The 24631-nt window shown below is 65.3% G+C and carries 24 protein-coding genes; 11 read left to right on the plus strand and 13 right to left on the minus strand.

Annotated elements, in window-relative coordinates; genetic code table 11:
- Window positions 1–31: 31 nt before the first annotated feature.
- From BG60_RS14250 to BG60_RS14260, 3 genes are all read right to left on the minus strand, one after another.
- The gene (locus BG60_RS14250; RefSeq protein WP_008354011.1) at window positions 32–3433 is read right to left on the minus strand and encodes a maltotransferase domain-containing protein; all 3402 of its coding nucleotides are present in this window, start codon (window positions 3431–3433) and stop codon (window positions 32–34) included.
- Between the two features lie 335 nt (window positions 3434–3768).
- Window positions 3769–5418 (minus strand): glycogen synthase GlgA, encoded by a 1650-nt coding sequence (gene glgA / locus BG60_RS14255; protein WP_033536079.1) that lies wholly within the window; start codon window positions 5416–5418, stop codon window positions 3769–3771.
- A gap of 307 nt (window positions 5419–5725) precedes the next feature.
- Window positions 5726–6382, minus strand: a complete 657-nt coding sequence (locus BG60_RS14260) for a DUF1345 domain-containing protein (RefSeq protein WP_008354009.1) — start codon at window positions 6380–6382, stop codon at window positions 5726–5728.
- Between the two features lie 98 nt (window positions 6383–6480).
- Between BG60_RS14260 and BG60_RS14265 the strand changes: the two genes are divergently transcribed.
- From BG60_RS14265 to BG60_RS14285, 5 genes are all read left to right on the plus strand, one after another.
- Window positions 6481–6936: a sorbitol dehydrogenase family protein gene (locus BG60_RS14265; protein ID WP_235366202.1), complete on the plus strand. Its 456-nt coding sequence runs from the start codon at window positions 6481–6483 to the stop codon at window positions 6934–6936.
- Between the two features lie 36 nt (window positions 6937–6972).
- The gene (locus BG60_RS14270) at window positions 6973–8568 is read left to right on the plus strand and encodes a GMC family oxidoreductase (RefSeq protein ID WP_008354005.1); all 1596 of its coding nucleotides are present in this window, start codon (window positions 6973–6975) and stop codon (window positions 8566–8568) included.
- A complete protein-coding gene (locus BG60_RS14275) occupies window positions 8565–9773 on the plus strand; it encodes a cytochrome c (RefSeq protein ID WP_008354004.1) in 1209 nt (402 codons plus the stop codon). The genes BG60_RS14270 and BG60_RS14275 overlap by 4 nt, the downstream gene beginning before the upstream one ends.
- Window positions 9774–9926: 153 nt before the next feature.
- A complete protein-coding gene (locus tag BG60_RS14280; RefSeq protein ID WP_081851854.1) occupies window positions 9927–10664 on the plus strand; it encodes a metallophosphoesterase in 738 nt (245 codons plus the stop codon).
- A 73-nt stretch (window positions 10665–10737) separates the two neighbouring features.
- On the plus strand, window positions 10738–12066 hold the full coding sequence (locus BG60_RS14285; protein ID WP_008354002.1) for a DNA topoisomerase IB: 1329 nt from the start codon (window positions 10738–10740) through the stop codon (window positions 12064–12066).
- Window positions 12067–12079: 13 nt separating this feature from the next.
- Here the strand turns inward: BG60_RS14285 and BG60_RS14290 are convergent, their stop codons facing one another.
- The 3 genes from BG60_RS14290 to BG60_RS14300 all read right to left on the minus strand — a co-directional run bounded on the left by BG60_RS14290 (window position 12080) and on the right by BG60_RS14300 (window position 13614).
- Window positions 12080–12811 (minus strand): RES family NAD+ phosphorylase, encoded by a 732-nt coding sequence (locus BG60_RS14290; protein WP_008354001.1) that lies wholly within the window; start codon window positions 12809–12811, stop codon window positions 12080–12082.
- Complete coding sequence (locus tag BG60_RS14295; protein WP_008353999.1) at window positions 12811–13248, minus strand: MbcA/ParS/Xre antitoxin family protein; 438 nt, start codon at window positions 13246–13248, stop codon at window positions 12811–12813. The genes BG60_RS14290 and BG60_RS14295 overlap by 1 nt, the downstream gene beginning before the upstream one ends.
- 93 nt (window positions 13249–13341) lie before the next feature.
- Window positions 13342–13614 carry a DUF2866 domain-containing protein gene (locus BG60_RS14300; RefSeq protein WP_008353997.1) on the minus strand — a complete coding sequence of 91 codons (273 nt, stop codon included), beginning with the start codon at window positions 13612–13614 and terminating at the stop codon, window positions 13342–13344.
- Between the two features lie 276 nt (window positions 13615–13890).
- On the opposite strand from BG60_RS14300, the gene BG60_RS14305 reads away from it, so the two are divergent.
- On the plus strand, window positions 13891–14115 hold the full coding sequence (locus BG60_RS14305; protein ID WP_008353996.1) for a hypothetical protein: 225 nt from the start codon (window positions 13891–13893) through the stop codon (window positions 14113–14115).
- 17 nt (window positions 14116–14132) lie between these two features.
- On the plus strand, window positions 14133–14441 hold the full coding sequence (locus BG60_RS14310) for a hypothetical protein (protein ID WP_008353995.1): 309 nt from the start codon (window positions 14133–14135) through the stop codon (window positions 14439–14441).
- Between the two features lie 82 nt (window positions 14442–14523).
- Here BG60_RS14310 and BG60_RS36870 read toward each other — a convergent pair whose 3' ends face one another.
- Entirely contained in the window at window positions 14524–14682 is a 159-nt protein-coding gene (locus tag BG60_RS36870) for a DUF3309 family protein (protein ID WP_008353994.1), read from the minus strand.
- Window positions 14683–15000: 318 nt separating this feature from the next.
- Window positions 15001–16587: an inorganic phosphate transporter gene (locus BG60_RS14325; RefSeq protein WP_008353991.1), complete on the minus strand. Its 1587-nt coding sequence runs from the start codon at window positions 16585–16587 to the stop codon at window positions 15001–15003.
- Window positions 16588–16769: 182 nt separating this feature from the next.
- On the opposite strand from BG60_RS14325, the gene BG60_RS14330 reads away from it, so the two are divergent.
- Both BG60_RS14330 and BG60_RS14335 read left to right on the plus strand, forming a co-directional pair.
- On the plus strand, window positions 16770–18227 hold the full coding sequence (locus BG60_RS14330; protein ID WP_008353990.1) for a CHAD domain-containing protein: 1458 nt from the start codon (window positions 16770–16772) through the stop codon (window positions 18225–18227).
- Between the two features lie 38 nt (window positions 18228–18265).
- Window positions 18266–19090 (plus strand): TOBE domain-containing protein, encoded by an 825-nt coding sequence (locus BG60_RS14335; protein WP_034471893.1) that lies wholly within the window; start codon window positions 18266–18268, stop codon window positions 19088–19090.
- Window positions 19091–19119: 29 nt separating this feature from the next.
- On the opposite strand, the gene BG60_RS14340 is transcribed toward BG60_RS14335, so the two are convergent.
- Complete coding sequence (locus BG60_RS14340; protein WP_033536080.1) at window positions 19120–19806, minus strand: phosphatase PAP2 family protein; 687 nt, start codon at window positions 19804–19806, stop codon at window positions 19120–19122.
- Window positions 19807–20138: 332 nt separating this feature from the next.
- On the opposite strand from BG60_RS14340, the gene BG60_RS14345 reads away from it, so the two are divergent.
- Window positions 20139–21299 (plus strand): extracellular catalytic domain type 1 short-chain-length polyhydroxyalkanoate depolymerase, encoded by a 1161-nt coding sequence (locus tag BG60_RS14345; RefSeq protein WP_008353987.1) that lies wholly within the window; start codon window positions 20139–20141, stop codon window positions 21297–21299.
- A gap of 139 nt (window positions 21300–21438) precedes the next feature.
- The gene (locus tag BG60_RS36875) at window positions 21439–21612 is read left to right on the plus strand and encodes a DUF3563 family protein (RefSeq protein ID WP_008353986.1); all 174 of its coding nucleotides are present in this window, start codon (window positions 21439–21441) and stop codon (window positions 21610–21612) included.
- A 70-nt stretch (window positions 21613–21682) separates the two neighbouring features.
- On the opposite strand, the gene BG60_RS14350 is transcribed toward BG60_RS36875, so the two are convergent.
- From BG60_RS14350 to BG60_RS14365, 4 genes are all read right to left on the minus strand, one after another.
- Window positions 21683–22102, minus strand: a complete 420-nt coding sequence (locus tag BG60_RS14350) for an organic hydroperoxide resistance protein (protein ID WP_008353984.1) — start codon at window positions 22100–22102, stop codon at window positions 21683–21685.
- A gap of 131 nt (window positions 22103–22233) precedes the next feature.
- Complete coding sequence (locus BG60_RS14355) at window positions 22234–22695, minus strand: MarR family winged helix-turn-helix transcriptional regulator (RefSeq protein WP_033536081.1); 462 nt, start codon at window positions 22693–22695, stop codon at window positions 22234–22236.
- Between the two features lie 104 nt (window positions 22696–22799).
- Entirely contained in the window at window positions 22800–23621 is an 822-nt protein-coding gene (locus BG60_RS14360; protein WP_008353981.1) for a BPSS1780 family membrane protein, read from the minus strand.
- 8 nt (window positions 23622–23629) lie between these two features.
- Window positions 23630–24598, minus strand: coding sequence for a homoserine kinase (locus tag BG60_RS14365; RefSeq protein ID WP_008353980.1), 969 nt, complete (start codon window positions 24596–24598; stop codon window positions 23630–23632).
- Window positions 24599–24631 lie beyond the last annotated feature (33 nt).

A 24631-nucleotide genomic window follows, 5' to 3' on the forward strand; every position in this document is an offset into this window, starting at 1 on the left:
TGTTCTTGGTGTGCTTTCGTACGTCGATGAATCACGCTGCGTCAGGCTGCGGCTTCGGCAAACCCCATGTCGGCGATATGCGCCAGATCGCGAATGGCAGCGAATGCGGATTGAGCCGCACATGCTGGCGCCGTCCGCGCCATTCGAATTGCTCGCCCGTCACCTGATCCTCGACCGCGATCGCGTCCCACTCATGCACGCCCCAGCGTTCGAGCGTCTGCCACGGCAGTTCGATATCCGCGCCTTGCTCGTTGAACGGATCGAGGTTGATCGCGACGAGCACGACGTTGTCGCGCGATGCGTTCGCCTTTTCGAAGAACAGGATGTGATCGTTATGCGCGGGCAGGAAGTTGACGCCCAAATGCGTCTGCAACGCGGGATTCGCGCGGCGGATGCGATTGAGCGCGGTGATTTCCGTGACGATGTTGCCGGGCCGGTTCCAGTCCCACGCCTTCAGTTCGTACTTCTCGGAGTCGAGATACTCCTCGCTGTTCGGCAGCGCCGCCGATTCGCACAGCTCGAAGCCGCTATACACGCCCCACAATCCGGATAGCGTGGCCGCCAGCGCCGCGCGAATCACGAAACCCGGCCGTCCGGAGCTTTGCAGGAAGCGCGGATTGATATCCGGCGTGTTCACGAAGAAGTTCGGGCGGAAGAATTCCTTCGCATCGGTCTGCGTGAGATCGTGCATGTACTCGAGAAAATCGCGCTTGCTCTCGCGCCAGGTGAAGTACGTGTACGACTGCGAGAAGCCGAGCTTCGCGAGACGGTTCATCACGCGCGGCCGCGTGAACGCTTCGGCGAGGAAGATGACATCGGGATGGCGCGCGCGCACGTCGCCGATCACCCATTCCCAGAACGGGAAGGGCTTCGTATGCGGATTGTCGACGCGGAAGATTCGCACGCCCGCCGCGATCCAGTGCAGGAACACGTCGCGCAACGCGAGCCACAGATCGGGTTTCGCGTCCTGCGCGTAGAAGTCCGGATTCACGATGTCCTGATACTTCTTCGGCGGATTTTCCGCATAACGCAGCGTGCCGTCGGGACGCCATGCGAACCACGTCGGATGCTCCTTGAGCCACGGATGATCCGGCGAGCATTGCACCGCGAAGTCGAGCGCGATCTCGAGCCCGTGTTCGTGCGCGGCTTCGAGCATGCGCTTGAAGTCGTCGAGATTGCCGAGTTCGGGATGCAGCGCGTCGTGGCCGCCTTCCTTGCCGCCGATCGCATATGGGCTGCCGACATCGCCCGGCTGCGCGGTCAGCGAGTTGTTCTTGCCCTTGCGGTTCGCGACGCCGATCGGATGGATCGGCGGAAAGTACAGCACGTCGAAGCCCATCTCGCGGATGCGCGGCAGCTTGCCGATCACGTCGATGAACGTGCCGTGACGATTCACGTCGTCGCTCATGGAACGCGGGAAGATCTCGTACCAGCTCGCGAAGCGCGCGGCGGCGCGTTCCGAATCGATGCGGTACACGACCGGATCGCGCGACAGGAACGGACGATGCCGCGCCGCTGCAACGGCTTTCGCGGTCGCGCTCGCGAGCACGAGTTCGAGCTTGCGCGCGTCGTCGGCCTTCGTGAATTCCTTGACGATCGCTTCGAGCGGCGCGCTGTCGCTGTCGGCATCGTCGGAGGTTTTGACTTCGGCGAGGATCAGCGCGAACAGATGCTTCGCTTCCTCGACTTCGAGCTCCACCGTCTGACCGGCCTTCAGCTTCTTCTGCATGTGATCGACGAGCGACGCGTAATCGTCGCGCCACGCCATCACGACGAATTCATGGCGGCCCACGCGTTCGAGCGGAACGCGCGTGCTCCACAGATCGAGGCCGGCGGGCTGCACGGCGGTCATCGGCGCTTCGTGCCACTCGGTTTCATCGGCGGCGCGCCATTGCACGGCGGCGGCGATTTTGTCGTGGCCTTCCGCGAAGATCGCTGCCTGAATCTCCACCGCCTCGCCGACGATGCGCTTCGCCGGAAAGCGTCCGTGATCGACCGAAGGCGTCACGCTCTCGATCGACACGCGCGGCGCGGCGATCGCCTCGGCGACGGACTTCTTGTCGGCGGCCTTCGCGCCGCGCTTCACTTGCGGCTGCGCGAGCAGGATGAACGGCTCGGCTTCCGCGCGATACAGGCGCACTTCGCCCGCCTTGAGCGTGAAGGGCGCGAGGCGCTCGGGCTTGCCCATCGTGTCGTCGATCAGCGCGAAGCGCGTGTAGTTGCCCGGCACCGATTCGAGCAGATGCAACGTATCGACGTGCACGGGCGCGACGAGATCGGGATTGATGACGGCGAGCACGGCGTCGCTGCTATGGCGCAGATCGCCGCCATCCGCGCGAATCAGCGCCGCGTAGGGCGTGCCCGCCCCCGTCAGCGCGCGCAGTTCGCCGACGCTCGCGAGCGTGCCGACGTTGCGCTGCAACTCGTTCGCACGCCGGATGCGCGCGGTGAGATCGATGCGCTTCTCGCTCTTCGCACGCTCGTATTCCGCCGCGATGCCGTATTGCGGCGACATCGGCAGGGCGACGCCGTATTCGAAGCCCATCGGCACCATGATGCCGGTGCCGAGCGCGGCGGCGGTGTCGAGCGCGCGCGTGTAGGCGCGTTCGACGAGCGCGGTGTCGCTCGTATCGGCGAGATCGCTGATGAGCCGCGCGCCGAACGGATCTTCCGGAAACGCGATGGGCGGTGCGATGCGCGACAGCGCCGCGTGCTCGTCGAAGAGCCACGCGCTCTTGAAGTCCCACCAGCGCGTCGATGCGAACACGGCGTCGAAACCGGCGTCGGCGAGACCGTGCAGATCATGCCGCGTGACGCCGACGGTCCACGCGAGCCAGCGCGTCTCCGGATGCTTTTCGCGCACCGCCGCGCCGAGCCTGCGCCACACATGCGCGGGCACCGCGTCCGGCGCATCGAAGCGAAACCCGCCCACGCCCGCATCGGCGAGCAGGTTCAGCTCGCGCGCCCACCATTCGGTCAGATGATGCGCGGCCTCGCCATCGGCGAAATTCGCCCACGCGACGTCGCGCTGACGCGGCGGCTTGCGCGGATCGAGGCGCGCATCCGCGCTTTCGAACGGCTGAAACCAGTGCTTGTTGTCCTGATAAAGCCCGCCTTCGGCGCTCACGCGGTCGATCACGATATCGACGAGCAGCGTGAGCTTGTGCTTTTTCGCGGCGTCGGCGAGCTGGCGCAGGCCGTCCGATGCGCTCGCATCGGATTCGAAGACGGAATGCAGCCGATGATGATCGGCGACCGCCTCGCGATGTCCGTTGCTGCCCGGCGTGAACGGCGAGCCGATCAGGACGTGATCGAAGCCGAGCCCTGCCGCGTGCTCGAACTGGGCGGGCCAGTTCGCGAGCGGGCCGACGAGCAGGGGATCGATGAAGTAGATACGCGGCGCGTACGCATGAGGAGCTTGATGGTTTTCCATCGTTCGTCTTTTCCAGAGTCGTCCTGCGGTGGCGGGGATGCGGGCATCAATCGCGATCACGCTCACGGGCCAAACTGGCTGAAGAGCTGGTCCGCGCGTCACGAATCACGCGAACTCTCAGGCGGAACTCAGATTACACCTTGGCGCCGGATTTCGACGCCTGCCTGGCCGCGTTGTCGCGATGCACCGTGCATCGAATGCCTTCTTGCATCACGGTGGGCGCCACGGTCCCCAAGTGATTTCCTTCGGGCTCATGCACGGGCGGGACAGCACGTTGCGTGCCGCGCCCGGTTCGAACCCTGGTCGTTACTATGGAGCAACTGCCGCCGGCACGCTCACGCGGTGCGCGCCATCGAATGCGCGTCCTGTGCCGGTGCGGGCGTCGGCATGACATCGGCCACGCGGCGCGCACGCAATGCGGTGCGGCTCGGACGCGCGCCGCTCAGGCCGACGTACAGTGCGACCATCGTCGTCACGGCTTCGTTCCATCCGAAATCGCAGGACATCGCGTTGCGCTGCAACGCGCGCCACACTTGCGGACGCATGTAGGCGTCGAGCGCGCGGCTCGCGGCGTAGACGATATCGTCCGCGCGTTCGCCATCGAAGAGAAAGCCGGTAGGCGCGTGCGAGGAGCGCGGCGCGGGGACCGGCGCGACAGGCAGATCATGCGTGCCGTCGCGCAGCCACGCCGATGGACGGAGCACGTCGCGCATGCCGTGCAGTTCGTTTTGCGCCGCATCGACGATCGTGTCGGCGAGGCCGCCCACGCGCGATGCGACCGGCAGCGTGCCGTAGCGCATCGCATACATCTGCGTGAGGCCGCACGGCTCGAAGCGGCTGCCGTGCAGAAGGATGTCCGCGCCCGCGTGCAGGGCATGGGCGCGCCGTTCGTCGTATCCGATATGCACGCCCACGCGATCCGGCCATTCCTGCGCGAGCTTCCTGAAACCGGCTTCGATATGCGCCTCGCCCTTGCCGATCACGGCGAGCTGCAGACGCGGATGTCGCGCGAGCAGACGCGGCAGCGCATCGAGCACGACATCGGCGAGTTTCTGACCGGTCATGCGGCTGCCGATCGCCATCAGCGGCGCGAACGGATCGACGGGCAAACCGAACATGCGTTGCAGCGCGCGCTTGCACGCGTGCTTGCCGCGCATATCGTCGAAGGAATAGGTGCGTTCGATGAGCGGATCGGCGGCGGGATTCCACGTTTCTTCGTCGATGCCGTTCACGACGCCCGACAGCTTGTCGGCGCAGCTTTGCAGCACGCCTTCCATCAGATGACCGAAGCGCGGCGTGAGAATTTCGCGCGCGTAAGTTTCGGAGACGGTCGTTACGCGATCGGCGTGGACGATGCCCGCTTTCATCAGACTCAATGCGCCATAGAACTCGATGCTCTTCGGGTCGCTCAACGCATGCACGAGCCACTTTTCCGGCACGCCGAGCGACGCACCAAGCGAGAGCGCGTAGTTGCCCTGGAATGCGAGATTGTGGATCGTGAATACGCTCTTTGCGTGCACGTCCGCGTGCTTCATCAGAAGCGGCGTCAGGCCCGTGTGCCAGTCGTGTGCATGAACGATGTCCGGCTTCTTCACGCCGCGCACGCCTCGCGCGATCCGCACCGCGGCGGCGGAAAGCGTCGCGAAGCGAAGCGCGTTGTCCTGATAGTCGCGGCCCTGTTCGTCCTGATAAAGCCCGTCGCGCGCGTAGAGCGTGTCGCAGCGCAGCAGCAGAACCGGCACGCCGGTATCGGGCATGCGGCCGCGCAGCAGCGCCGCGTTGCCGCCCGGCAGGCCGGTGAGCGTGCCGATCTTGCTCAGGCCTTCTGCTTGGGCAATGGCGTTCGGATAGGCGGGAAGCAGGATGGTGGCATCGACGCCGGCTTCGCGCAGCGCGGCAGCATAGGCGCTGACCATATCGCCGAGTCCGCCGGTCTTGGCGAGCGGGACGGCTTCGGAGGCGACCAGCAGAACGTTCAAAGGCAAAATGGGCTCTCCTGTGCATGCGGAACGCACGAGCGCGAGGCCGCGCGAGCGAGTGCTGATCCGGGTTTCTTCTGATTGGGCTGGCGCAATGCAGCAATCGCTGTGCCACCGGGCGGGGGCGTGTGTGCGCTGCGGCACGTTCATTTCCGCCTATGGCACGACGAGACCGCCGGCGCCCACGTCCCGCAGAGCAAGAAAGGCACGAACGTGCCGCGTGTAAAACTGACTGCGGCGCGCGCCGCGTTTTTACACGGCGCGTTCGATGAGCCGTTCGTCGAGCTTATGGCGCGCGCGTGACAGCGTCGTTTCAGCCGCCGACCATGCTCGCGGCGATGTTGATCGAAAGCCCGAGCACCGCGAGATTGAAGAAGAACGACAGCACCGATTGCGCGAGCGCCGTGCGGCGCGCCGACGTCGATGCAAGCGCGATATCGGCGGTCTGCGACGCGACCGCGATCGTGAAGGAGAAGTAGAGGAAGTCCCAGTAACCCGGCTTCAGATGACGGTCGGGAAATCTCAGCGCGGTATCGTTGTCCGGCGACTGATAGTAGTGCCGCGCGTAGTGGAGCGTGAACATCGTCGGGATCAGGAACCATGCGCCGAGCATCGTCGCGCCGGTGAGCACGTAATGCAGCACCGCGCCGGCGCCCATGTGCTTCGCGGTCGACAGCTCGACGACGATCGCCACGATGCTCGCAATCGCCGCGACGCTCACGACCATCAGCACGGTCGCGGCGTTTTCGTCTTCGCGCTCGGCGAGTTCCTGCACGTCGCTCTGGCGCGCGGACGCCATCTTCACCCAGATGAGCGCGAGGTAGAGCCACACGGCCGAGTCCCAGCCGATCAGCGCGCGCGCCGTCGGCCGCACGTGCGCCGGAACCAAAGCGGCGGCGACGCAACCAACAGCCAGGCCGATCAGCGCGCGCGGCCGGTTGCGCAGTACGGGCGGGAAGATCGGCTTCATTTCGTTTTGTCCGCATGTGAGGCAGGCATCGCCCGACGCTGCGATTATTGCCCGATCGCCTTTCAACAAGCTGAGTGCCAGAGATGACGTCGTTTGCGATGCGAAGGGGAATCATGGCGGGCGCGTGTGCGCTGCTCGTGCCGGCGCGCGCTCAGGAACCGCCCGCGAGCGGAATCGGCGCGTTTCTCGCCGTGTCGATGAAACTCACCGGCCGCACGCACTTCGATCCGCTTCTCGCCGAACGCGTGCACGCGGCGCTCGTCCGGCACGATGCGGACTTCGCCGCGAAGATCGCCGCGCTCGACAAGTGGATCGCGACGCACGGCGGCACGCCCACCGACATCATCACCGCCGCGCTCGAAGCCACGCGTCCCGAGCTTGCGAAGACGGTCGGCAGCGTGATGCGCGCGTGGTATCTCGGCGTCGTCGGCGAGCCGCCGCATGTCGAAGTCGTTGCGTACGAACGCGCACTGATGTTCGATCCCGTCGGCGACATGCTCACGGTTCCCTCATACTGCCGCGGCGAGCCGGCCGACTGGGCGAAGAAGCCCTGAGCGCCGCGCATCGCCATTCAAGACAAGGGCACGCGCATGGCGGGTTCCACTTCGGCGGACGTCGTGGTCGTCGGCTCGGGCGTGGCGGGCAGTCTCGTCGCGTACCGGCTGGCGAAAGCGGGCGCGTCGGTGATTCTGCTCGAAGCCGGGCCGCGTCTTGCGCGCTGGCAGATCGTCGAGAACTTTCGCCGCGCCGCCGACAAGCGCGATCTCTGCGCGCCGTATCCGCTCGTGCGTCACGCGCCGCGCCCCGAGCCGATGAATCCCGGCGCCTATCTCGTCGATCGCGGCGCGACGCCCTATCAGCCGCAATATCTGCGGCTCGTCGGCGGGACGACGTGGCATTGGGCCGGCGCGGCGTGGCGCCTTTTGCCTTCTGACTTTCGCGTGAAAACGCTGTACGGCGTCGGGCGCGACTGGCCGTTTCCCTACGAGACGCTCGAACCGTGGTACGGGCAGGCCGAAGCCGATCTGGGCGTCGCGGGACCGGACATCGATCTCGGCTCGCCGCGCTCGACACCTTATCCGATGGACGCGCTGCCGCTCTCGTGGATGGACCGGCGCGTCGCCGAGTTGCTCGGCGCGCAGTCGTATCGCGTGGTGCCCGAGCCGATGGCGCGCAACAGCCGTCCGTACGACGCGCGCCCCGCGTGCTGCGGCAACAACAATTGCATGCCGATTTGTCCGATCGGCGCGCTGTATCACGCAGCGTCGCACGCCGACAAGGCCGAACGCGCGGGCGCGGCGCTCGTCGCGCAGGCGGTCGCGTATCGCATCGAGGCGAACGATCGCGCCGAGATCGTCGCGATCCATTGCAAGGACCCGAACGGCCTCTCGACGCGCGTGACCGGCAGGCGCTTCGTCATCGCGGCGAACGGCATCGAGACGCCCAAGCTGCTTCTGATGTCGACGTCCGCGCGGTTTCCGAAGGGCATCGGCAACGGCTCGGATCAGGTCGGGCGCAATCTGATGGATCATCCCGCCGCGAGCGTCAGCTTTCTCGCCAACGAGGCGCTGTGGCCGGGACGCGGGCCAGTGGAGATGTCGTCGATCGTCGATTTCCGCGACGGGCCGTTTCGCGCGCAGCAGGCGGCGAAGAAGCTGCATCTGTCGAACGCGGCGCCGACGCTCGCCGTCACCCGGAATCTGCTGGATAAAGGGCTGACCGGCGGCGAGCTCGACCGGCAGATTCGCGAGCAATGCGCGCGCAGGCTCACGTTCGGCAGCTTTCACGAGCAACTGCCGTCGAGCGAAAATCGCGTGATGCTGTCGGCGCAAAAGGACGCGCTCGGCTTGCCGCGCCCGGAAATCGCGTATTCGATCGACGATTACGTGCGCAAGAGCGCCGCCGACACGCACGCGCAGTTCGCGCGCATCGCCGGGATTTTCGAGGGCACGGAAATCGAGCACGACGATTCGCTCGGCGCGAGCAGCCACATCATGGGCACGGCGATCATGGGCCGCGATCCGAACGATTCCGTGGTCGATGACGAATGCCGCGCGCACGATCATCCGAACCTGTTCATCGCCGGGAGCGCGGTGATGCCCGCGGGCGGCTCCGTCAACTGCACGCTGACGATCGCGGCGTTGTCGCTGCGGCTCGCCGGCACGATCGAGGCGTCCCTGCGATGAAGGCGCGGCTCGCGTGCCTGATCGTTCTGCTGGCGTGCGCGTCCGGCGCCGCCCAAGCGCAAACCAGAGTCCAGCAAGGCGAATACCTCGTGCGCGCGGGCGGCTGCATGAGCTGCCATACCGCCCGCTCGGAATCCGCGCGGCCGTTCGCGGGCGGCAGGCCGATCCCGACGCCGTTCGGCGACGTGTTCGCGCCGAACATCACGAGCGATCGCGAAACGGGCATCGGCGCATGGACCGACGCGCAGTTCATCCGCGCGATGCGCGAGGGCATCGGCAGGAACGGCGAGCGGCTTTATCCCGCGTTTCCGTACACGTCGTACACGCTGCTTTCCGACGCCGATCTGCTCGCGATGCGCGCCTATCTCGCGACCGTGCCGCCCGTGCGGTCCGCGACGCCGCGCAACACGCTCGCGTTTCCGTTCGATCAGCGCTGGCTCATGGCGCTGTGGAATCTTCTCGAGTTTTCGCCGCGGCGCTTCGTGCCCGATCCGTCGAAGAGCGCGGAGTGGAATCGCGGCGCGTATCTCGTCGAAGGGCTCGGGCATTGCGGCGAGTGCCACACGCCGCGCAACGGCATCGGCGGGCTGATGGGAAGCAAGCGGCTTGCCGGGGCGACGGTCGCGGGATGGCAGGCGGGCAATCTGACGCCGGATCGCGTCGCGGGCATCGGCGCGTGGCGCGACGACGAACTGCTGCGCTTTCTGTCGACGGGCGCCGCGCCCGGCCGTGCCCATGCGCTCGGACCGATGGCCGAAGTCGTCGCGACTGGCACGCAGCATCTGACGCCCGCGGATCTGCGTTCGATGATCGTGTATCTGCGCGCCGTGCCGCCCGTCGCGGCGAAAGACGCGCGCGTGAGCGACCCGGCGAGGGCGGACACGACATCGATCGATTCGGAAGGCGCGCGTCTTTACGCCGCCGCGTGCGCCAGTTGCCACGGCGCGACAGGCGAGGGCAGCAAGCCGTTTCCGCCGCTCGCGCGTGATGGCGGCGCGGCGGCGGCGAGCAATCTCGTTCTCGTGATCCTGCGCGGCGTGAATCGCAAGACCCGCGATGCGCACGCGCTGATGCCCGCATTCGACGCGCAATTCACCGACGAGCAGATCGCCGTTCTGAGCAACTTCGTGACGCGTCAATTCGGCGATCCACGCGCGTCGATCGATGCGAAAGCCGTCGCGCGGCTTCGCGTCATCGGGCAATAACTGCGTTGCAAAAAGGTCGGGAACAGCACTTTTTACGTCGACCGGACGCGCCCCGGTAACGCCGCTGTAACGAGTGTGCGCGCGGCTTGCGTATTGCTTGCAAAAGCGATCCACCCCGCACACGGCGTCATTGACGAGCGCTATCATCGGCGCATGAATGGTCCTACCTATCCTATCGTCTGCAGGCATCCCGCCAATGATCTCGGCCGCGATTTCGTGGTCGGGGATCTGCACGGCTGCGTCGATGCGCTGCGTTATCTTCTGCACGAAATCGGTTTCGACGGCGCGCGGGACAGGCTGTTCTCCGTCGGCGATCTGGTCGATCGCGGCACGGATTCGCTCGCGGCCATCGATCTCATCGACAAGCCGTGGTTTTATCCCGTGCTCGGCAATCACGAGGATGCGCTGATCGCGGTCGCGACCGGCGCGATGCGCCGTCAATCGTGGTACGCGATCGGCGGCGCGTGGGCTGAAACCGTGCCCGACGATCAGCTTGCCGCGCTCGCCGCGCGGCTCTCGACGCTGCCGCTCGTGCGGATCGTCGGCGAGGGCGAGCGGCGCTTCAACGTGCTGCACGCGGAGTTCTTCGGCAACGACGCCGAACTCGATGCCGGCGACTATCACGAAGACGTCCGCGGGCAGATACTTTGGGGCCGCAGCCTTGCGCTCGGTCACGCGGACCCCGGGCTGCAATTCGGCCTGTCGCCCACTTACTGCGGCCATACGCCGACGCGCGCGGTGAAGCAGATCGGCTCGCAGATTTACATCGATACGTGCGCGTTCGCGCCCGAAGGCCGGCTCACGATCGTGCAGGCCGGCACCGACGAGCGCTGGTCCGTAAAAGAGCGCTGGGCGTCGTCCGAAGGCGCGCGCGAACTCGCGCTGCCGTGACTCCGGTGCAACGCGGCACGCACGTTGCTCGAATCTTCGCCATCGATAGAAGACCAATCAGGCGAGGCGCGCGGTGGCGAAAATCGGAACGAACAACGAGACAGGCGGCGGCGCCGGCGACCGCCTGACGGCCGACGTGCAGGGCTGCCCGGATGATTTGCCGCCCGGCCTGCGCTACGTGGACGATTCGCGGCGCGGCTATACGCGCGAATGGATCGACGGCGCGTTCGCGTACTTCAACACGCAGGGCAAGCGCATCGACGACGAAGCCGAGATTCGCCGCATCAACGCGCTCGCGATTCCGCCCGCTTACACCGATGTGTGGATTTGCCCCGACTCGCGCGGCCATCTCCAGGCGACCGGACGCGATGCGCGCGGTCGCAAGCAATATCGCTATCACCCGCAATGGCGCGAAACGCGCGACGCGAACAAGTACGAACGCATGCTCGCGTTTTCCGCGGTGCTGCCGAAACTGCGCTCGCGGGTTACGCGCGATCTGGCGCTCGACGGCATGCCGCGCGACAAGGTGCTCGCGACCGTGGTGCGTCTGCTCGATACGACGCTGATCCGCGTCGGCAGCGAGGAATACGCGCGCGAAAACCGCTCGTACGGCCTGACGACGTTGAGAAAGCGGCATCTGAAAGTGTCGGCGGGAACGTTGCGGTTCAAGTTTCGCGGCAAGAGCGGCATCGAGCACGATGTGGCCGTGAGCGACGCGCGGGTCGCGCGCATCGTCAAGCGCTGCATGGATCTGCCGGGGCAGGATCTCTTCCAGTATCTCGATGAGGACGGCGAGCGCCATTCGGTTTCTTCATCCGACATCAACGAATATCTGCGCGAGATCACCGGCGCGGATTTCACGGCGAAGGATTACCGGACGTGGGCGGGCAGCGTGTTCGCGCTCGCGGCGCTGAGAAAGCTGAAATGGGAGACGGTGACCGAGGCGCGCAAGCATGTCGTCGGCACGGTGAAGGAAGTCGCGCAACTGCTGCGCAATACGCCCGCCGTGTGCCGCAAATGCTATGTGCATCCGGCCGTGATCGAGGCGTTCGAAGCCGGCGAGCTCGCCGAATCGATGCCCGCGTCGCGCCGTCACGGTCTCAAGACCGATGAAGCCGCGCTCGCGATCTTCCTCGAAAAGGAAGCGAAACGCCGCACGCGCGAGGCGGCGCGCAAGAACCGCAAAGGCGCGACGCCAAGCGACGCGCGCCTGACCCGGCTGCTCGGCGAATCGAGCCGCAAGGCGCGCGCGGGTGCGCTGAAATCGAGCGGCAAGAACGCGGCGTCGCAGGCGCTCGAGCAGGTCGGCAAGAAAGCGGCGAGAAAGGCGGCGCGCCCGGCGTCGAAGAAGCTCTCGCGCACGCGCACCGAAACGGCTGTGGCGATCGGCTCGGGAAGGTGAAACGTTTGCCCGTTCAGCCGACCTGATTCAGCTCGAACACGTAGTCGATCGCCTCGCCGTTCCAGTTGTATTCGAGATACGCCGCGTGCCGGCAGTCGCGCAGCATCGTCGTGCGCAGGGCGGCGAGGCATTCGCCCTGCGGATCGCGCACCGAGGGATACACGATCCCCGGCGCACCGGCCGCCCGCACCGCGCGTCCGAGCGCCTTGCCCGGGCCGTAGTCGTCCGGCGCGAGGATGCGCGGATCGAGGCCCGTTCGCGCGATCGCGTCGCCGCGCAGATCGACGACATCGCCGTGCGCGCGCACTGTGTAGAGACGCATCTGCTGGCGCGTCGGCGCTTCGTTCGTCGCGGCGAGAAAAAGCCCGGAGTGATAGCGCGTTTCCGCGATCGCCGTCTGCCGCTCGCGGCCGCAGTAAAACACGCCGTAGCTGCCGTCCGAGAAACGGCTGCCGTTCGGATTCAGATGCGTGAACGCCGCCATGATCGGCCCGCAGCCCGGCCCGAAACAGCGCTCTTCCGCGGGCACGAGATCGAGTTCGCCGATTTCGGTGCGCAGGCGGTCGTTGGTCATCGCCTCCAGTGCGTAGAGCGCTTCGAAATCCTGCGGCGACGCCACGCGATCGAAGAGATTGACGGCAGGAAAGCGCGTGGGAATCACGCGATACGCCGGCGACCAGTCGAGCAGACTGTGCGGCCACTGTTCGCGCCAGTTCGGTGTGTCCTTGCTGAATGCAATTCCCATCACGCCCAGCCGCCCCGCATCGCGTCGAGATATTGGCGCACGGCGACGAGATCGCTGATATTGCCCGCCAGCAGCCGATCGAGCGCCGGACGCCCGCCGAACGGCGGCGCGGCATTGGGGCGGCGGATCCAGGTATCGGCGGCTTTCGGATCGGGGAGAAGGATTTGCAGCGCCTTGTAGATGCCGAGAATCAGCGAAAGGCGCTCGAGCGTGTCGCGAGCGAGGCGGGCGGATTCGGGGTCCTGCTTCCATTTGAAATAGGTGGAGCGCCCCGGCGAGCCGAGCAGCGTGATCTGCTCCTCGGCGGATAGCGCCCAGTCGCGGGCGATATTGAAGAAGGCGCGTAGACCGGCAGCGGATAGATCACCCGAATCCAGCGCCGGACGCGGCACCGGACGGCCGGCCGACGCATGTTCGGCGCGTGCGGCGTTGGGCATGTCGTTAAGTCTCCAAAGGAACTTTGCAATAATATTAGTCCACATTCGGATTAATGCAAGCCCGCCATGCGCTTTTTGACTCGAAGCGCCGGATCAGTCTTCGTCGTCGGTCGGGCCGTAGCGGCGGCCCGGTACGTGGGATTTGAGCGCATCGGCGATTTGCGACGGCGTGCAGTCGGCGGGAAAGACGCGTCGCTGCACGCGCTGGTCGGTCTTCGACGCCCATTCGACCATTCGGTAAGGCGCGCCCCACGGCGGCTCGACCGGCAGGGAAAGACGGCATTCGCGCAGGGTGAGCGCGTATTGTTTGCGCATCGTCGGAGCGAGATTGGCGAAGCTGCGGCGCGCGGCGGTGTTGGCTGGCATGGCACGTTCCTCACGGTGATGGCTCGGCCGTCCGGTGCGGACGGCGGCAACGGAGCCGGATCGCGAGACGAGTGTGTCGGCGCAGAATTAAGAGGGACTTAATCGCGCGCGACGCCGCATCGATGCGCGGCAAAACGCCGCTGCGAGCCGCCGAAGCCCGATGCATGCGCCGGTCAAGAGGCGCTTCGGCATTTTCGCCACGACGCGCGCCGCCTGTTTGCCACGGCGTCGGCTTACTGTATATTCGTACAGCTTGTCCGCAACAGGAGCTCGCCGATGAACCCACGCAACGATCCGCTCGAAGCCGCTGCGCTCGAACGTTTCATGCGCGCGACGCGCGCGGTCAACGCGGCGTTCGACGCCACGCGCGGCGAGCCGGATTTCGAGCGGGACGGGCGCTCCGTCGCGCGCTCGATCGAGCGTCTCGACGCCGCGTTGCTCGAGCTGGAAACATCCGAGCAGACGCTCGACGCCATCCTCTCGCGCAGAGCGGGCCACTAACCGTTGGAGCGAATCACTTGAAGCGCGTATTCCTGATCGTCGTTCTTCTGATCGGCTCGTCGTCGCTTTTTGCGGCCGAGCGCTACACGGAAGTCTGGAATCCTCCCGAAGCACAGTCCGTCAAGGGCAAGAGCAAGACGCACGCGGCGCCGCAGACGGCAGCCAAAAAGAAGCACAAGAGCGCCACGTCCGTGAAGCAGGTCGCCGATAAAGCCGCTATCGAACAGGCGCCGGTCACGCCGCGTTCGAAGGCATCGTCGCCGAAGCAGAGCGAGCCGGTCATCCCGCGCAAGATCGAGCCGAACGGCCAGGTGATGCGCGTCTAGACCGCGGCCGCAATCGACAAAAAGGGGCGTCCCGCCGGGAGCGCCCCTTTTTTCTTGCGCGGCCAACAGCAGCCGCGCGATGTCACAACCGACCCATCAGCAACAGAACGATCACTACGATCAGCACGACGCCGACGATCCCGCTCGGCCCGTAGCCCCAACTGCGGCTGTGCGGCCAGGAAGGAATGGCGCCGATCAAGAGCAGGATCAGGATGATCAGCAGTATGGTTCCGATCGTCATTTCGACTTCTCCTTATTCAAATGATCGCGTGACGGATCGGCGTCCGGCGCAGCCTCCCAACTGTCATCGACAGTCATGCGCCGAAGGAGCGGCGGTTCGTGGCCGCCGGCACGATCAGTCTTGCGATCGACGACTGCATACGAGCAATGGCCGTGCCAGTAGCGACGAAAGCCCGCGGCATCAGGCATTGCGGGCAGTGAGCGAACGTGCGCCAGCGCAGACGAATGTCGAAAAGGAGAGGCGAAACGAGGCGGGGCGGGCAAAACTTGCACGGCGCGCGAAAGCCTTCGCGCGCCGCTTTTTACGCAAGCGATCCGCTCAGAATAGGCCGCGGAACGCCCAGAACAGCAGGCCCGCGAGCGCGATCGAAACCGGCAGCGTCAGGATCCACGCGAGCGCGAGGCTGCGCACGGTGCGCCATTGCAGGCCGGAGCCGTTCGCGGCCATCGTGCCCGCGACGCCCGACGACAGCACGTGCGTCGTGCTGACGGGCAAGCCGTAGACATCGGCGGCGCCGATGGTCAGCATCGCAACGAGTTCCGCCGACGCGCCTTGTCCGTACGTCAGATGCGTCTTGCCGATGCGCTCGCCGACCGTCACGACGATCCGCTTCCACCCGACCATCGTGCCCAATCCGAGCGCGACGGCGACGGCGACCTTCACCCACGTCGGGATGAACTTCGTCGCGTGGTCGAGCTGCTTCTTGTAGTTGCCGAGCACGGCGTCGTCGTCCTTGGAAAAGGCGGGCGCTTTCTGCTTCTCCATGATGCGCAGCGCCTCCGACGCGATGTACATCTCGTTGCGCACGTTGCGGACGTTGCCCTGCGGCACTTCGGCCATCGTTTGGCTCGGGCGGATCTGCGCTTCGATCGAGTCGACGACGCGCTTCAGCGACGCGATCGTGTCCGGCGCGAGCGTCTTCGTCTGCACGTATTTCTCGACCTGGGCGCGCGCGTCGGCGGCGGGCGGAGCGCCGTTGCTGTAGCGCTGCAATACGTCCGATGCGCTGCGGCTCACCGCGACGAACGTCTGCGTTTCGCTCGCCGTCACGGCCTTGTTCAGCGCGTAGGCGGTCGGCACGGTGCCGATCAGGATCAGCATGATGAGGCCCATGCCTTTCTGGCCATCGTTCGAGCCGTGCGCGAACGACACGCCCGTGCATGTCAGGATCAGCAGACAGCGGATCCAGAACGGCGGCGGCGTGTTCTTCTCCGGCTCTTTGTAGAGCGCGGGCACGCGCACGACGAGCTTCAGCACGTAAAGCAGAAAACCCGCGAGGATGAAGCCGACGAGCGGCGAAAACAGCAGCGACTTGCCGACGGACATCGCCTGGCTCCAGTCGACGCCCGACGTGCCGTTCGTGCCGTGCAACATCTGGTTCATGAGGCCGACGCCGATCACCGAGCCGATCAGCGTATGCGAACTCGACGACGGCAGGCCGAGCGCCCAGGTGCCGAGATTCCAGATGATCGCCGCGATGAGGAGCGCGAAGACCATCGCGAAGCCCTGCGAACTGCCGACGCCGATGATCAGTTCCACCGGCAGCAATTGCAGGATGCCGAACGCGACCGCGCCGCTCGAAATCAACACGCCGATGAAATTCCATGCTCCCGACCAGACTACCGCTAAGTTTGGCGTCAACGAGTGCGTGTAAATTACAGTGGCGACAGCATTCGCCGTGTCATGAAAACCGTTGACGAATTCGAAGCCGAGCGCAATCAGGAGCGCGACGCCGAGCAGAATGTATGGAAACGCCGACGATTCGCGCACCGGCGCGAGATCTTCGAGCAGATGCAGGACGCAGTACACCGCGCCCGCGCCGATGGCAAGCAGAAAGAGCAGTAGCGCGAGGCGTTGTCCGAGCGTGCGGCCCGTCTGGGATTGAGGAAAGGCAATCTGGTTCATGAACGCGTCCTTGGGGCTGGTCCTGCGCGAGGTCGTATCGGAAAGGTGAAAAAGCAGACGAGAAGCGTTTCAGAAGCTCAAATGGGCATGTTTCCCGGCGCGTGTGTCGATTTCATGAATCGGGAAACGGCAGCCATTTCGTATGAATTGACGGGCGGCGTCAGATCGCCCGGGGAGACTTCATGACGATGTGGATCGAGGTGACGCTGCACGCGCATCGATCGGACGATGGAGCCGAGGACGCGCTGCATCGCGTGGCCGCATTCGCGGGCGCGGAACCCGTCCGGACGCGCTTCACGACGCGCGAGATTCCGCTGAAAACGCCGCGATGGCGGTTGTCGATCGAAACGCTCGAGGGCGCGCGCACGCTGTGCGCCGTGCAAAAAGAGAGCGTGCCGATGCCCGGCTTCACGCGCTATCGGACTTTCGCGCGGCCTGCGGGTGAGGATCTGGCGGCGTCGCTGATCGAATTCGCGCATGCCGACGACGCGCTCGCCGAGCCGCTCGCGAACGCGCATCGGGATATGGCGGCGGACTCGGAAGCCGGGCGCGAGATCGAACGCATCGAACGGCGCGTCGATGCCGGCGGCGCGGACATTCTCGCGTCGCTCGAAACTTCGGAAGGGGAACCGCCGATCTTGCGGCTCGCGGCGCCCGCGCTGAACGGCGCGCTGGACGCCGTCTTCGGGCTCGCGGGCGAGGTGATCGACGCCGCGCCGTTGTTCATCGCGCCGGACGACGAGCACGCATCGCAAGCGGAACCTGTGCATGCCGCGAAACTCGACCTGCCGCGCACGGCGACGCGCCGCGAAGCGTTCGTCGCCATCGCGGCGTCGGTGGCGGGGCAGTGGTTCGGCAACGCGGCCGCGTCGCGCGCGGGTCTGGGCGACGAGCACGTGCATCAGTTGCGCGTCGCGCAGCGTCGGCTGAAGACGCTGCTGAAGCTCTTTCGCGACGATATCGACGACACGTGGAATGCGCGCATCGCGCCCGATCTGAAGTGGTTCGGCGACCTGCTCGCCGATGCACGCGACTGGGACGTCTTCACCGACAGGACGCTGCCTGCCTACGCCGAATCGGACGACGACGCCGCGCGCTGGCAACCGGTCATCGCCGCTGCGGACGTGAAGCGCCGCGTCGCGCGCGACAACGTGCACGACGCGCTGGCGTCGAAGCGCCATGCACGCCTGATGCTCGCGTTCGTCGAATGGCTCGCGCGGTTCTCATCGCAGGAAGACGAGTCGCCGATGCGCTTTGTCAGCTTTGCCGAAAAACGCATCCGCAAGGACTACCGGCGTATCGCGCGCGCGCCCGATCTCGCGTCGCTCGAAGCGCATGAGCGGCATCGCGTCCGCATCCATGCCAAGCGCCTGCGATATGCGCTCGAATTCTTCCGCTCGGTGACGTCGCGGAGAACGCGTACCGACACGGCGAAGCTGCTCGGCGAATTGCAGACGGTGCTCGGCGAAGCAAACGATGCAGCCGTCGCCGCCGATCGGCTCGCGGCGCTCCCCGAAGCCACCGATTATCAGCGCGGTTTCGCGCGGGCCTGGGGTGCGGCGTCGGCGCGCAAGGACGCGCGCGAAGGCGAGCGGCTGCTGCGTTCGATGCACCGTCCGCGTGTGAAGGCATCGATATAATCCGTCCCATTGTTTCAGCACGATCACAGAGGCTAGAGATGAGTAAAACAGCACCGTCGAAGGTGCGCGATCCGCTGGAACTCGGTGGCTCCGTATGGCTGCGCAGCGGCACGGAGACGCTCGGGGGCGCGGCGCGCATTGCGCTTCTGGCCGCGATCCGCGACACGGGATCGATCACCGCCGCGGCGAAGGCCGTGGGCATGAGCTACAAGGGCGCGTGGGACGCCGTCGACACCATGAACAACCTTGCCGGCGAACCGCTCGTGACCAGCGCGGCGGGCGGCAAGGGCGGCGGCGGCACAACGCTCACGCCATCAGCGTTGCGTCTCATCGACACGTATCACGCGATCGAACGCGAGCATCGGAAATTTCTGGAACGGGCGGGCGCGGCCATCGAAGGCTTCGCCCACGATTGGGAACTGATCGGAAGATTGGGAATGAAAACAAGCGCACGCAACCAACTGGCCGGCAAGGTGACGAAGGTCACGCGTGGAGCGGTGAACGACGAAATCGAACTCGGCTTGCCCGGCGGGCAGACGATCGTCGCGGTCGTCACGCACGAGAGCACGCAGGCGCTGGGCCTGAAGGAAGGCAGCGATGCGTTCGCGCTTATCAAGGCGTCGTGGGTCATGCTGATGGAAGACACCGGCGCAAAGCTGTCGGCGCGCAACCAGTTGCGTGGCACGGTTGCCAGTCTGACGAAGGGCGCGGTGAACGCGGAGGTTTCGCTGTCGCTCGACGGCGGCACGACCATCACCGCGATCATCACGAACCAGAGCGCGGACACGCTCGGCCTGACGCAAGGTCAGAAGGCCGTTGCGGTGATCAAGGCGTCGAGCGTGATTATCGGCGTGAACGATTAAGGCATCATGCAGTGAACGCAGCGGCCGCGTCAGGCGGCCGCGCGGTCGTCCTGCGGCAGTTCAGTGCGGCGTTCCGGCGCGCGAAATTTCTTCGACTTCCAGCTTGCCCGCACATACGGACGCTCATGGCCCGACAGCCCGAGCGCGATTTCCGTGATCCATTGCTGCGTCGGCACGGGCACGCCGTGCAGCGCCACGACGACCGCCGCGAGACTCGCGGCGACGGGCGCCGGCGCGAGCCTGCCGGACTCGGCGCGCCACGCGAACCACACGAACGCGAGCGCGACGACCGCGCCGAGCGCGCAACCAGCGACCACTTCCGATACCGAATGCGCGTCGAGCACGACGCGCGACACGCCCACCCATACGCCCAGCAACAGACCGAGCGCGACGCCGATGGCGCGCCACGCGCCGCGCGCGGGCAACAGCGCGACGAAAATCGCGACGGGCAGCACCGCTGTGGACATCAGCGCATGTCCGCTGACGCCGGTGAAGTCGAGATGGCGCACGCCGATACCCCAGCCGATAAACGCGATCTTGCTCAACGCGACGAGGCCGCTCGCCGCGCCGAGCAGTGCGAGCCACGCGACAGAATATTTCCATCGATAGCCGACGGCGAGCCATGCGGCGACGATGAGGGCCACCGGCCCCATCACGCCGACGCTGCCGAGCGCGGTCACGGAGATCCAGGCGGAAACGGGTAGGTCTACGGTCATTGGTTTTGTGGGAATAAGGGTTGCTGCAGTGCGGCAGCGGCGAGGGGGCCGTTCTGCCGGCGGCTGGCGCTTCGACACGCTGCCGCAAATTCGCTCCAGTATAACGCTTGGGAACATACTGAATTATCCGACATTGCTTAAAGCGAGTTGACGGTTACATCGCGTAACTATCGTCTAATTTCGGGTATCTTCGCGATTTGCTGTTAATTCATCCCGAGATCTGTGCGCTCAAGGCAGGTTATCCAGCCGTTTTAATGTTATTGTGCAATGCACAACACGGCGCGCGTTTTCGTCGCGCCATCCCATTGCATGAAGTGGAGGACCCAGCCGAAATGTCCAAAAGCCTTACCAAGCTCTGGTTGCGCGGCTTGAGACGCCTGGTCGCCGGCCAAGTCGAAGCGATCCGCACACCCAAGCCCCGTGCGGCGGCCAAGCCCGCGCGCGCGAAAACCGTCAAGTCGAAACTGAAATCGGGGGCGTCTGCGAAGGCGGCAACAGCGCCCCGCGCCAGCGCGCGTCCCGTGCCGCGCGAATCGCGTGTGCGTCCGCGCGCGTCGGCGTGGGCGCGCGGGAAGTGGGCGCGCTCGTATCATTCGGCCCCGCCGACGAGCGGCCGCTTCGTCAATCACATGTCGTACGCGCTCTATCTGCCGCCGAAAGCCGGGTCCGAGCCGGTTCCGCTCGTGGTCATGCTGCACGGTTGCAAGCAGAACGCCGACGAATTCGCGCAAGGCACGCGCATCAATCTGCTTGCCGATCGATACGGATTCGCGGTGCTGTATCCGGAGCAATCGAAGCACGATCACGCGCATCGCTGTTGGCGCTGGTATGACGATTCCGGTAGCGCCGGCGGTGGCGAAGCTGCGTCCGTCGTCTCGCTGGTGAACGCGATGGTCGAGCAGCACGATCTGGATCCGGAGCGCGTCTATCTCGCGGGCATGTCCGCCGGTGCGGGACTCGCGGCGCTGCTCGCCGTGCGTTATCCGCACGTGTTCGCGGCCGTCGGCCTGCACTCGGGCGTGGTGTTCGGCGAGGCGCGTTCGGCCATCGGCGCGATGGACGTCATGCGCCGCGGCGCGCGCAGCGATCCCGTCACGCTCATCGACGCGGCTGTCGACGTTCGCGATTATCCGGGCATGCCGGCGATCATCGTGCACGGAGAACTGGATTCGGTGGTCGCGGCCGCGAACGCGGAGCAGCTCGCCAAGCAGTTTCTGCGGCTGAACGGCTTCATCGACGCCGCAGGCAATCGCCGCGCGGGCGAGGCGCGCGAGGAAGCGCATCCGGATGGTGTCGTGACGGACTATTTCAAGAACGGCCGACGCGTGGTGAAGACGTCGATCGTGCGCGGCCTGGGCCATTCATGGGCCGGCGGCGACGATACCGTCGCTTTCCACTCGTCCAAAGGACCGGATTCTTCAGCGGTGATGTGGGAGTTTTTCAAGCACCAGCGGCGTCCGAGCGAGGCCGCGCGCGATGCGTACGTCGCCTGACGCCGGGCGCGCCGTGTTGCAGGTGTTGCAATTTAGTCTTTAGTATCAGCGTTCTAGCGATTAGGGCTGGCGTTGGATCAGGGATTACCCTATAATCCGCTTCATAGGTAGTAACCCCAGTATTCAAGCGAGGCCCACCATGTTCCTGCTCAGCCGTATTTTCCTGTTCCTGACCAAATCCGCCGATGAACGCGATCGCGCGCGCGACGACGCTTATCTCGCCGAAGCCACGGACATCTACGATCTCGAATATCGTATGAAGAAGCTGGATCAGCGTGCTACGGCGCGTCACCCGGCGTGGATGTCCAACTAAGCTCTGCCTTCGACGGTTCTGGAACATGCCGGCCTTTTAGGCCGGCATTTTTGTTTCCGCTCGCGTCGTCTCAGACGAGCTTCACGCGCACATCCACGTTGTTGCGTGTCGCGTTCGAGTACGGGCAAACCTTGTGTGCTGCATCGACCAATGCCTGAGCGTCGGGCGCGTCGAGGCCCGGCAGCGACACGCGCAGCTCGATATCGAGCTTGAATCCGCCTGCATCGTTGTGACCGACGCCCACGTCCGCCGTGACGCTTGTATCGGCCGGCACTGCGCGCTTTTGCTGACCCGCGACGAACTTCATCGCTGAGAGAAAGCAGGCGGAATAGCCCGCAGCGAACAATTGCTCGGGATTCGTACCCGGTGCGCCCGTTCCGCCCAGTTCCTTCGGCGCGCTCAACTTCACATTCAATTGCTCGTCCGAGGAAATGGCGCGGCCATCGCGTCCGCCGGTGCTGGTTGCCGTCGCCTTGTACAGGATGCTCATCGTTTCTCTCCTTATGTTTCGGTTGTCAGATCAATGTTGCGTTCACCACGGCGTAAATATATCGCGCTATTAATTAGTGTGCAAATTAAAATTCGACGATGGGGCCGTTAGCGTGCTGCTATCGGTTCGGATCAGTCGTCGATGTACTCGCCGAGGGAGGCGCGCAGCCGCACTAGATCGTTGCGCAGACGCAGCATCGCGTCGATGTCCGAACCGGAGGCGCAGTAGATTTCACTGGGAATCGCGCGGGCGGCTTGTTTCAGCGCGGCGCCGGCGTCGGTCAGTCGGATGTGAACCTGGCGCTCGTCTTCCACGCCGCGCACGCGCTCGACATAGCCCTGCGCTTCGAGACGCTTGAGAAGCGGTGTCATCGTCGCGGAATCGAGCGAAAGACGCGCGGCGATTTCCTTGACCGTGAGGTCGTCGGATTCCCAAAGCACGAGCATCGCCAAGTATTGCGGATACGTCAGCCCGAGCTTCTCCAGCAGCGGCTTGTACGCCTTCGTCATCGCGAGCGAAGTCGAATAGAGCGCGAAGCACAGCTGCTGATCGAGTTCGAGCGGAAACTCAGGCAAAGCGTTTGACGAGGTCATGACAGAGGCGCGGCGAAAGGCCGGGATGGCCGATCTCGCTAGTGTACGTGCAATGCTTCGCGCACGAACGATCGCCGCGCCCGTTCGAAGAGCGCGGCATCCGGTCAAGCCTTGGGCGTGCCCGGTGCGTCGGGAATGTCCGGCGAATCGGGGGACTGCACGCCGAAACAGCCGCGATACGTCGCGTAAAACGAGCAATACAGCGCGGTCGTGACGATGATCGATGCCGGCATCAGCACCGCGAGCGCCATTTCCTGTCCCACGCCGAGCGCCTGCATCAGCGTGGTCAGGCCGAACGAGACCGCGAGCGCGATCACGATCCACAGCACGCCGTAAAAAATGAACGCGCCGCGATTGCGCCAGCACGAGACGAGGCTGAAGAACAGCGCCTTCGCGGGCGGCACGTCGTGCCACGCGACGAGGATCGGCGCGAACCAGAACAGCATCGCGATCGGGACATAGCACGCCATCGCGACGAGCACCGCGAGCGGACTGAAGCTCGCGGCAACCGTTTCCGGATCGCCGCTCGGGCCGTCGCCCATCATGATGCTGAGCAGCGTGCCGCCATCCACGAGCGCCGACGCCATGAAGATGACCATCATCGCGACGATGTACAGCGCGCCCAGCGCGAGCAGCCTGCGCGCGACGACGCTGCCGTACGAGCGGAATCCGTCGACGAGAATGGTCGGCCAGACGGGCTTGCCCGCGATCGTGTTGCGGCACGCCGCCATGAAGCCGACCGCGACCCCCGGAATGAACAGCAGCGGCAGCAACGGGCCGACGAGCGGCACACGGGAGATCAGCGTCATCACGAACAGATACGCGAAGAACACCGTGAGGAAGGCAAACGGGTTGCGGCGGAACAGCCAGATGCCCTGACGGAACCACACGTAGCCGGTCTTGGCCGGAACTTCGATCAGTCGCATGTTGCTGGTTATCGATTGGCGGGAGAAGCGGCTTTGACGCGTTCGCGCAGAATGCGTTCGAAATGGCCGGGATCGTGCGCTTTGAGCATTTGCGCTTCGCGCGGGCGATGAAAGTCGAAAAGGCGCGAGACCCAGAAGCGCATCGCGCCGGCGCGCAGCATGTCGTTCCAGTGACGCTCTTCGGCGGGCGTGAACGGACGCACCGTCTGATAGGCGCGCAGCATCGCATCGACGCGCGCGGGATCGAGCACGCCGGTGGCGAGATCGATGCACCAGTCGTTGACCGTTACGGCGACATCGAACAGCCACTTGTCGACGCCCGCGAAGTAGAAGTCGAAGAAACCGCCGAGGCGCGCGTGCTCGCGGCCGTGCGCGAACAGCACGTTGTCGCGGAACAGGTCGCAATGGCACGGGCCTTCCGGCAGCGACGCGTAATCCGCCGAGCCGAAAAATTCAGCCTGATGCGCGAGTTCGTCTTCGAACAATGCCCGCTGCTCGCCGCTTAAAAATTCGGCGATCGACGGCGCCTTCTGCTGCCACCATGAAAGGCTGCGCAGATTCGGCTGATGCTGCGCAAAGTCGCGCCCCGCGAGATGCATGCGTGCGAGCATCTGCCCCACTTCGATGCAATGCGCGGACGTCGGCGCGAGTTCGGGCGCGCCTTCGAGCTTCGTCACGATCGACGCGGGCTTGCCATGCAGCATGCCGAAGAGCGAGCCGTCGCGGCGCGGCATCGGATCGGGCACCGGCACGCGATGCGAAGCCAGATGGCGCATCAGATCGAGATAGAACGGCAGTTGCGTTGCCGTGAGATTCTCGAAGATCGTGAGCACGTACTCGCCGTGCGTCGTCGTGAGAAAGAAATTGCTGTTCTCGATGCCCGACTGGATGCCGCGAAATTCGACGACATCGCCGAGATCGTAGTCTTGCAGCCAGTCGCCGAGGTCGGCGTTGGTGACGGGAGTGAAGACGGCCATGCGGGAAACGTCGGTCAGGTTGGACGGCCAGGA

It is taken from the genome of Caballeronia zhejiangensis, assembly GCF_000698575.1.
Classification (GTDB): Bacteria; Pseudomonadota; Gammaproteobacteria; order Burkholderiales; family Burkholderiaceae; genus Caballeronia; species Caballeronia zhejiangensis.